The sequence below is a fragment of the Streptomyces arenae genome (assembly GCF_022343545.1).
GTDB lineage: Bacteria > Actinomycetota > Actinomycetes > Streptomycetales > Streptomycetaceae > Streptomyces > Streptomyces humi.
The window spans coordinates 304,801-310,800 of the sequence record NZ_JAKQYH010000072.1 but is presented as its reverse complement, the minus strand read 5'-3'; the positions used below and the strand labels follow the sequence as shown (position 1 = coordinate 310,800).

General features: G+C 71.0%; 6 protein-coding genes. 5 read left to right on the top strand and 1 reads right to left on the bottom strand.

Annotation, left to right across the window (positions count from 1 at the left end; translation table 11 throughout):
- The 5 genes from ispG to MB828_RS35585 all read left to right on the top strand — a co-directional run.
- The coding region (gene ispG, locus MB828_RS35605; RefSeq protein ID WP_301651778.1) for a flavodoxin-dependent (E)-4-hydroxy-3-methylbut-2-enyl-diphosphate synthase at positions 1-946 on the top strand (946 nt) is incomplete at its 5' end.
- A 26-nt stretch (positions 947-972) separates the two neighbouring features.
- Positions 973-2,985: a 1-deoxy-D-xylulose-5-phosphate synthase gene (gene dxs / locus MB828_RS35600; RefSeq protein WP_301651777.1), complete on the top strand. Its 2,013-nt coding sequence runs from the start codon at positions 973-975 to the stop codon at positions 2,983-2,985.
- A complete protein-coding gene (locus MB828_RS35595; RefSeq protein WP_301651776.1) occupies positions 2,982-4,367 on the top strand; it encodes an aspartate aminotransferase family protein in 1,386 nt (461 codons plus the stop codon). The genes dxs and MB828_RS35595 overlap by 4 nt, the downstream gene beginning before the upstream one ends.
- A gap of 59 nt (positions 4,368-4,426) precedes the next feature.
- A complete protein-coding gene (locus MB828_RS35590; protein ID WP_301651775.1) occupies positions 4,427-5,050 on the top strand; it encodes a helix-turn-helix domain-containing protein in 624 nt (207 codons plus the stop codon).
- Positions 5,047-5,169, top strand: a complete 123-nt coding sequence (locus tag MB828_RS35585) for a DUF6126 family protein (protein WP_046728098.1) — start codon at positions 5,047-5,049, stop codon at positions 5,167-5,169. The genes MB828_RS35590 and MB828_RS35585 overlap by 4 nt, the downstream gene beginning before the upstream one ends.
- A 27-nt stretch (positions 5,170-5,196) precedes the next feature.
- On the opposite strand, the gene MB828_RS35580 is transcribed toward MB828_RS35585, so the two are convergent.
- Complete coding sequence (locus MB828_RS35580; RefSeq protein ID WP_133022413.1) at positions 5,197-5,994, bottom strand: tyrosine-protein phosphatase; 798 nt, start codon at positions 5,992-5,994, stop codon at positions 5,197-5,199.
- Between the last annotated feature and the right edge of the window lie 6 nt (positions 5,995-6,000).

Here is a 6,000-nt window from a genome sequence, read left to right as displayed (position 1 = left end):
GGCCTGTCCCACGCAGGACGACGCGGACGCCCTCGCGACCATCGCGAGGAAGTCGCAGATCCCGGTCATCGCGGACATCCACTTCCAGCCGAAGTACGTGTTCGCGGCGATCGAGGCCGGCTGTGCGGCGGTGCGTGTGAACCCGGGCAACATCAAGCAGTTCGACGACAAGGTCAAGGAGATCGCGAAGGCGGCCAAGGACCACGGCACGCCGATCCGTATCGGTGTCAACGCCGGTTCCCTGGACCGCCGGCTGCTCCAGAAGTACGGCAAGGCGACCCCCGAGGCGCTGGTCGAGTCGGCGCTGTGGGAGGCGTCCCTCTTCGAGGAGCACGACTTCCGGGACATCAAGATCTCCGTGAAGCACAACGACCCGGTCGTGATGATCGAGGCGTACCGGCAGCTCGCCGCCCAGTGCGACTACCCGCTGCACCTCGGTGTGACCGAGGCGGGCCCGGCCTTCCAGGGCACCGTCAAGTCGGCCGTCGCCTTCGGCGCCCTCCTCTCCCAGGGCATCGGCGACACCATCAGGGTGTCCCTGAGCGCCCCGCCGGCCGAGGAGGTCAAGGTCGGCATCCAGATCCTGGAGTCGCTGAACCTGCGGCAGCGCCGCCTGGAGATCGTCTCCTGCCCGTCCTGCGGCCGCGCCCAGGTCGACGTCTACAAGCTGGCGGACGAGGTGACGGCGGGCCTCGAGGGCATGGAGGTGCCGCTCCGGGTCGCCGTCATGGGCTGCGTGGTCAACGGCCCCGGTGAGGCACGGGAGGCCGACCTCGGCGTCGCCTCCGGCAACGGCAAGGGCCAGATCTTCGTCAAGGGCGAGGTCATCAAGACGGTCCCTGAGTCCAAGATCGTGGAGACCCTCATCGAGGAAGCGATGAAGATCGCCGAGCAGATGGAGCAGGACGGCGCCGGGTCCGGAGCACCCGCCGTCACGGTGAGCTGAAAGCACGGACCGAGAGGGGGCCGAGCGTGACGATTCTGGAGACCATCCGGGGACCACGCGACCTGAAGGCGCTGTCCGAGGCGGAACTCGGCGAACTGTCCGAAGAAATACGCGAGTTCCTGGTGCACGCGGTCGCCAGGACCGGCGGCCACCTCGGGCCCAACCTGGGCGTCGTGGAGCTGACCGTCGCGCTGCACCGGGTCTTCGAGTCCCCGGCCGACCGCATCCTGTGGGACACCGGCCACCAGAGTTACGTCCACAAGCTGCTGACCGGCCGTCAGGACTTCTCCAAGCTGCGCGGCAAGGGCGGCCTGTCCGGATACCCCTCACGCGAGGAGTCCGAGCACGACGTCATCGAGAACAGCCACGCCTCCACCGCGCTCGGCTGGGCCGACGGCCTCGCCAAGGCCCGCCAGGTGCAGGGGGAGAAGGGCCATGTCGTCGCGGTCATCGGCGACGGCGCGCTGACCGGCGGAATGGCCTGGGAGGCGCTCAACAACATCGCGGCCGCCAAGGACCGGCCGTTGATCATCGTCGTCAACGACAACGAGCGGTCCTACGCCCCCACCATCGGCGGCCTCGCCAACCACCTGGCGACCCTGCGCACCACCGACGGCTATGAGCGGGTGCTGGCCTGGGGCAAGGACGTGCTCCTGCGCACGCCGATCGTGGGCAACACCCTCTACGAGTCCCTGCACGGCGCCAAGAAGGGCTTCAAGGACGCCTTCGCCCCGCAGGGCATGTTCGAGGACCTGGGACTCAAGTACGTCGGCCCGATCGACGGCCACGACATCAGGGCGGTCGAGTCGGCGCTGCGCCGCGCGAAACGTTTCCACGGCCCGGTGCTGGTGCACTGCCTGACCGAGAAGGGCCGCGGCTACGAGCCCGCGATCGCCCACGAGGAGGATCACTTCCACACGGTCGGCGTGATGGACCCGCTCACCTGCGAGCCGCTCACGCCGCCCAACGGCCCGTCCTGGACCTCGGTGTTCGGCGAGGAGATCGTCCGCATCGGCGAGGAGCGGGACGACGTCGTGGCGATCACCGCGGCCATGCTGCACCCGGTCGGCCTCGGCGGGTTCGCGGAGCGCTTCCCCGACCGGGTCTGGGACGTCGGCATCGCCGAGCAGCACGCGGCGGTCTCCGCGGCGGGGCTGGCGACCGGCGGACTGCACCCGGTCGTCGCCGTCTACGCCACGTTCCTGAACCGCGCCTTCGACCAGTTGCTGATGGACGTGGCACTGCACCGCTGCGGGGTGACGTTCGTCCTGGACCGGGCCGGCGTCACGGGCGTCGACGGCGCGTCGCACAACGGCATGTGGGACATGTCGATCCTCCAGGTGGTCCCGGGCCTGCGGATCGCCGCCCCGCGCGACGCGGAGCAACTGCGCCTCCAGCTGCGCGAGGCCGTCGCCGTGGACGACGCGCCCACGCTGGTGCGGTTCCCGAAGGAGTCGGTGGGCCCGGAGATCCCGGCGGTCGACCGGGTCGGCGGGGTGGATGTCCTGCACCGGGGCGAGGACCCGCAGGTGCTGTTGGTCGCGGTCGGGGTGATGGCTCCGGTGTGTCTGCAGGCCGCGGAGCTGCTGTCCGCCCGGGGGATCAACTGCACCGTCGTGGATCCCCGTTGGGTGAAACCGGTGGATCCCGCGCTGCCGGTGCTGGCGGCGCGGCACGAGCTGGTGGCCGTCGTCGAGGACAACAGCCGGGCGGCCGGCGTGGGCGCGGCGGTCTCGCTGGCGCTGGGTGACGCCGAAGTGGACGTGCCGGTGCGGCGGTTCGGTATTCCCGAGCAGTTCCTGGCGCACGCCAAGCGGGGGGAGGTGCTGGCCGACATCGGGTTGACGCCGGTGGAGATCGCGGGGCGGATCGGGGCGAGCCTCGCGGGGCGGGGGGCCGGGGGCGCCGATGGGGTTGCCGCGGGGGGTCGTTCGGCGAGTGCGGCGCCGTCTGGGCTGATCGCGCAGTTCCCCGCGCCCCTACGGGGCGCCACAGCTGAGGGCGCTGTTGTCGACGGCGCTCACAAGGAGAAACAATGAGTCCGGAGTTCGACCTCGGGGCGCTGCTCGCCGAGCGTGGCGGTGAGCGGTACGAGCTGCATGCGAAGTACCTGAACCACCAGCTCCCGCGCATGCTGCACACCATCGGCTTCGACAAGGTCTACGAGCGGGCCGAGGGCGCCCACTTCTGGGACGCGGAGGGCAACGACTACCTGGACATGCTCGCCGGGTTCGGGGTGATGGGCCTGGGCCGGCACCACCCGGTCGTCCGCAAGGCCCTGCACGACGTCCTGGACGCGCGGCTCGCCGACCTCACCCGGTTCGACTGCCAGCCGCTGCCCGGCCTGCTCGCCGAACGGCTCCTCGCGCACAGCCCGCACCTGGACCGGGTGTTCTTCGGCAACAGCGGCACGGAAGCCGTCGAGACCGCCCTGAAGTTCGCCCGGTTCGCCACCGGCAGACCGAGGGTCCTCTACTGCGACCACGCCTTCCACGGCCTGACCACGGGCTCCCTGTCGGTCAACGGCGAGAGCGGCTTCCGGGACGGCTTCGCCCCCCTGCTACCGGACACCGCCGTACCCCTCGGCGACCTGGACGCGCTCGCCCGGGAACTGAAGAAGGGCGACGTCGCCGCCCTGATCGTCGAACCGATCCAGGGCAAGGGGGTGCACGAGGCCCCGCCCGGCTACCTGCGGGCCGCCCAGGAGCTGCTGCGCAAGCACAAGGCGCTCCTGATCGCCGACGAGGTGCAGACCGGCCTGGGGCGCACCGGCGACTTCTACGCCCACCAGCACGAGGAGGGCGTGGAGCCGGACCTGGTCTGCGTGGCCAAGGCGTTGTCCGGCGGGTACGTCCCGGTCGGCGCCACCCTCGGCAAGGACTGGATCTTCAAGAAGGTCTACTCGTCCATGGACCGCGTCCTGGTCCACTCGGCGAGCTTCGGTGCCAACGCGCAGGCGATGGCCGCCGGGCTCGCCGTCCTCGCCGTCATGGAGAACGACCAGATCGTCGCCAACGCGCGGGCGACGGGGGAGCTGCTCAAGTCCCGGCTCGCCGCACTGACCGACAAGTACGAACTGCTCGCCGACGTGCGCGGCCGGGGCCTGATGATCGGCATCGAGTTCGGCCGGCCCGCCTCGCTGAAGCTGCGCAGCCGCTGGACCATGCTCCAGGCCGCCCGCAAGGGTCTGTTCGCGCAGATGGTCGTCGTACCGCTGCTGCAACGGCACCGGATCCTCACCCAGGTCTCCGGCGACCACCTGGAGGTGATCAAGCTCATCCCGCCGCTGACCGTCGACGAGTCGGACGTGGACCGCTTCGTGGACGCCTTCACGGACGTCATGGACGACGCCCACAGCGGCGGCGGCCTGATGTGGGACTTCGGAAAGACGCTCATCAAGCAGGCGGTGGCCAACCGCTAGCTTTTTGTCTCTGAGGCAAGAAAATTGCCGCAGAGGCAAATCTGCGGCTGAATGGAGGCATGAACGCCTCCGAGAACGAGCGGGCCGGCGGGCCGGTCGAGGACCTGCCCGTCGTCGCCCCGCAGCTGCGGTCCCTGCGCCGCCGTGCCGGTCTCACCCTGGAGGCCGCGGCCCGCGACGCCGGACTGTCGGCCGCCCATCTCTCCCGGCTGGAGACCGGGCAGCGCCAGCCCTCGCTGCCCATGCTGCTCGCACTGGCGCGTGTCTACGGTACGACGGTTTCCGAGCTGCTGGGCGAGACGGTCGCCGACCGTGACGCGATCGTGCGCGCCGGCGACATGGAGCCGACCCGGGCCGGCGGCTGGACGTACTGGCCGGCCGGGGCCCCCGGCCGCGGGATGCAGTCGCTGCGCGTCCGGGTGCCGTACGGCTCGCAGGGCGACATCGTGCGCGTGCACCCCGGCGAGGAGTGGCTGTACGTCCTGCGCGGGCGGCTCCGGCTCCGCCTCGGCGACACCGCGCACGTGCTCGCCCCCGGCGACAGCGCGCACTTCGACTCGCTGACCCCGCACCGGCTCGCCGCCGAGGACCACGACGGCGTCGAGCTCCTGTTCGTCCACACCCTGCTGCAGAGTCCCACGGCAGCCCTGTGCCTGGGACCGATCACTGGAGAGCTGCCGTGAGCAACCTGGAGGAGAAGTTCCCCCGCGCCCTGTGGGTCCGGCTCATCATCTACATCGCCGTCGGGCATGTCTTCGCCGCGTTCCTGTTCCTGCTGTTCGAACTCGGGGGCAAGGGCTGAGCCCGTGCCCCTGGCCGGTCCGCGGCCTCAGTCGAGCAGGCGCTCGCGCAGCCGCTCCCGGGTCCCCGGGGTGAGCCCGAGACCCTGCGCCAGGTAGGTGTCGACGTCGCCCCACGTCTCCTCGATGCTCCCGAAGGCCGCCGTCAGGTACTCCGCGCGGGCGTCGAAGAGCGGGCTGAGCAGCTCCATCACCTCGGGGCTGTACACGCTGTCCCCGCTGCCGCTGCGCTTCACCCGGTAGCGGCGGTGCTTGGCGTTGGACTCCAGGTAGTCGGCGAGGATCGCGTCCCGCTCCACACCCACCGCGAGCAGCGTCACGGCGATCGAGATGCCCGCGCGGTCCTTGCCGGCCGCGCAGTGCATCAGCGCCGGGACGCTGTCCTCGGCGATGGCGTGCAGCACGCGCGCGTGCTCCGCCGTACGGTCCTTGACGATCGCGCGGTACGAGCTGACCATCCGGGCCGCGGCCCGGCCGTCGCCCAGGAGCCCGCGCAGCTGCTCGATGTCGCCCTCCCGGACCATCGTCCAGAACTCGGCGCCGTGCGCCGGGTCGCTCAGCGGCAGGTTCACGTTCCGCACGCCCGGCAGCTCGACGTCCGGGCCCTCCAGCTTCTGGTCGGCCGCGTTGCGGAAGTCGAAGATCGTGTGCAGGCCGAGGGAGGCGAGGAACTCCGCGTCCTGTTCCGTGGCGTGCGCGAGGTGCCCGCTGCGGTACAGCACGCCGTTCCGCACCCGCCGCCCGTCCACGGTCGGCAGGCCGCCCACGTCACGGAAGTTGCGCACACCGGCCAGCTCGGGCTCGGTGGACGGGACCTGCTGCGTCACGGGGGG

Coding starts and splice junctions, on each gene's coding strand:
- MB828_RS35590 (WP_301651775.1), top strand. CDS start 4,427: ATGAACGCCTCCGAGAACGAGCGGGCCGGCGGGCCGGTCGAGGACCTG.
- MB828_RS35595 (WP_301651776.1), top strand. CDS start 2,982: ATGAGTCCGGAGTTCGACCTCGGGGCGCTGCTCGCCGAGCGTGGCGGT.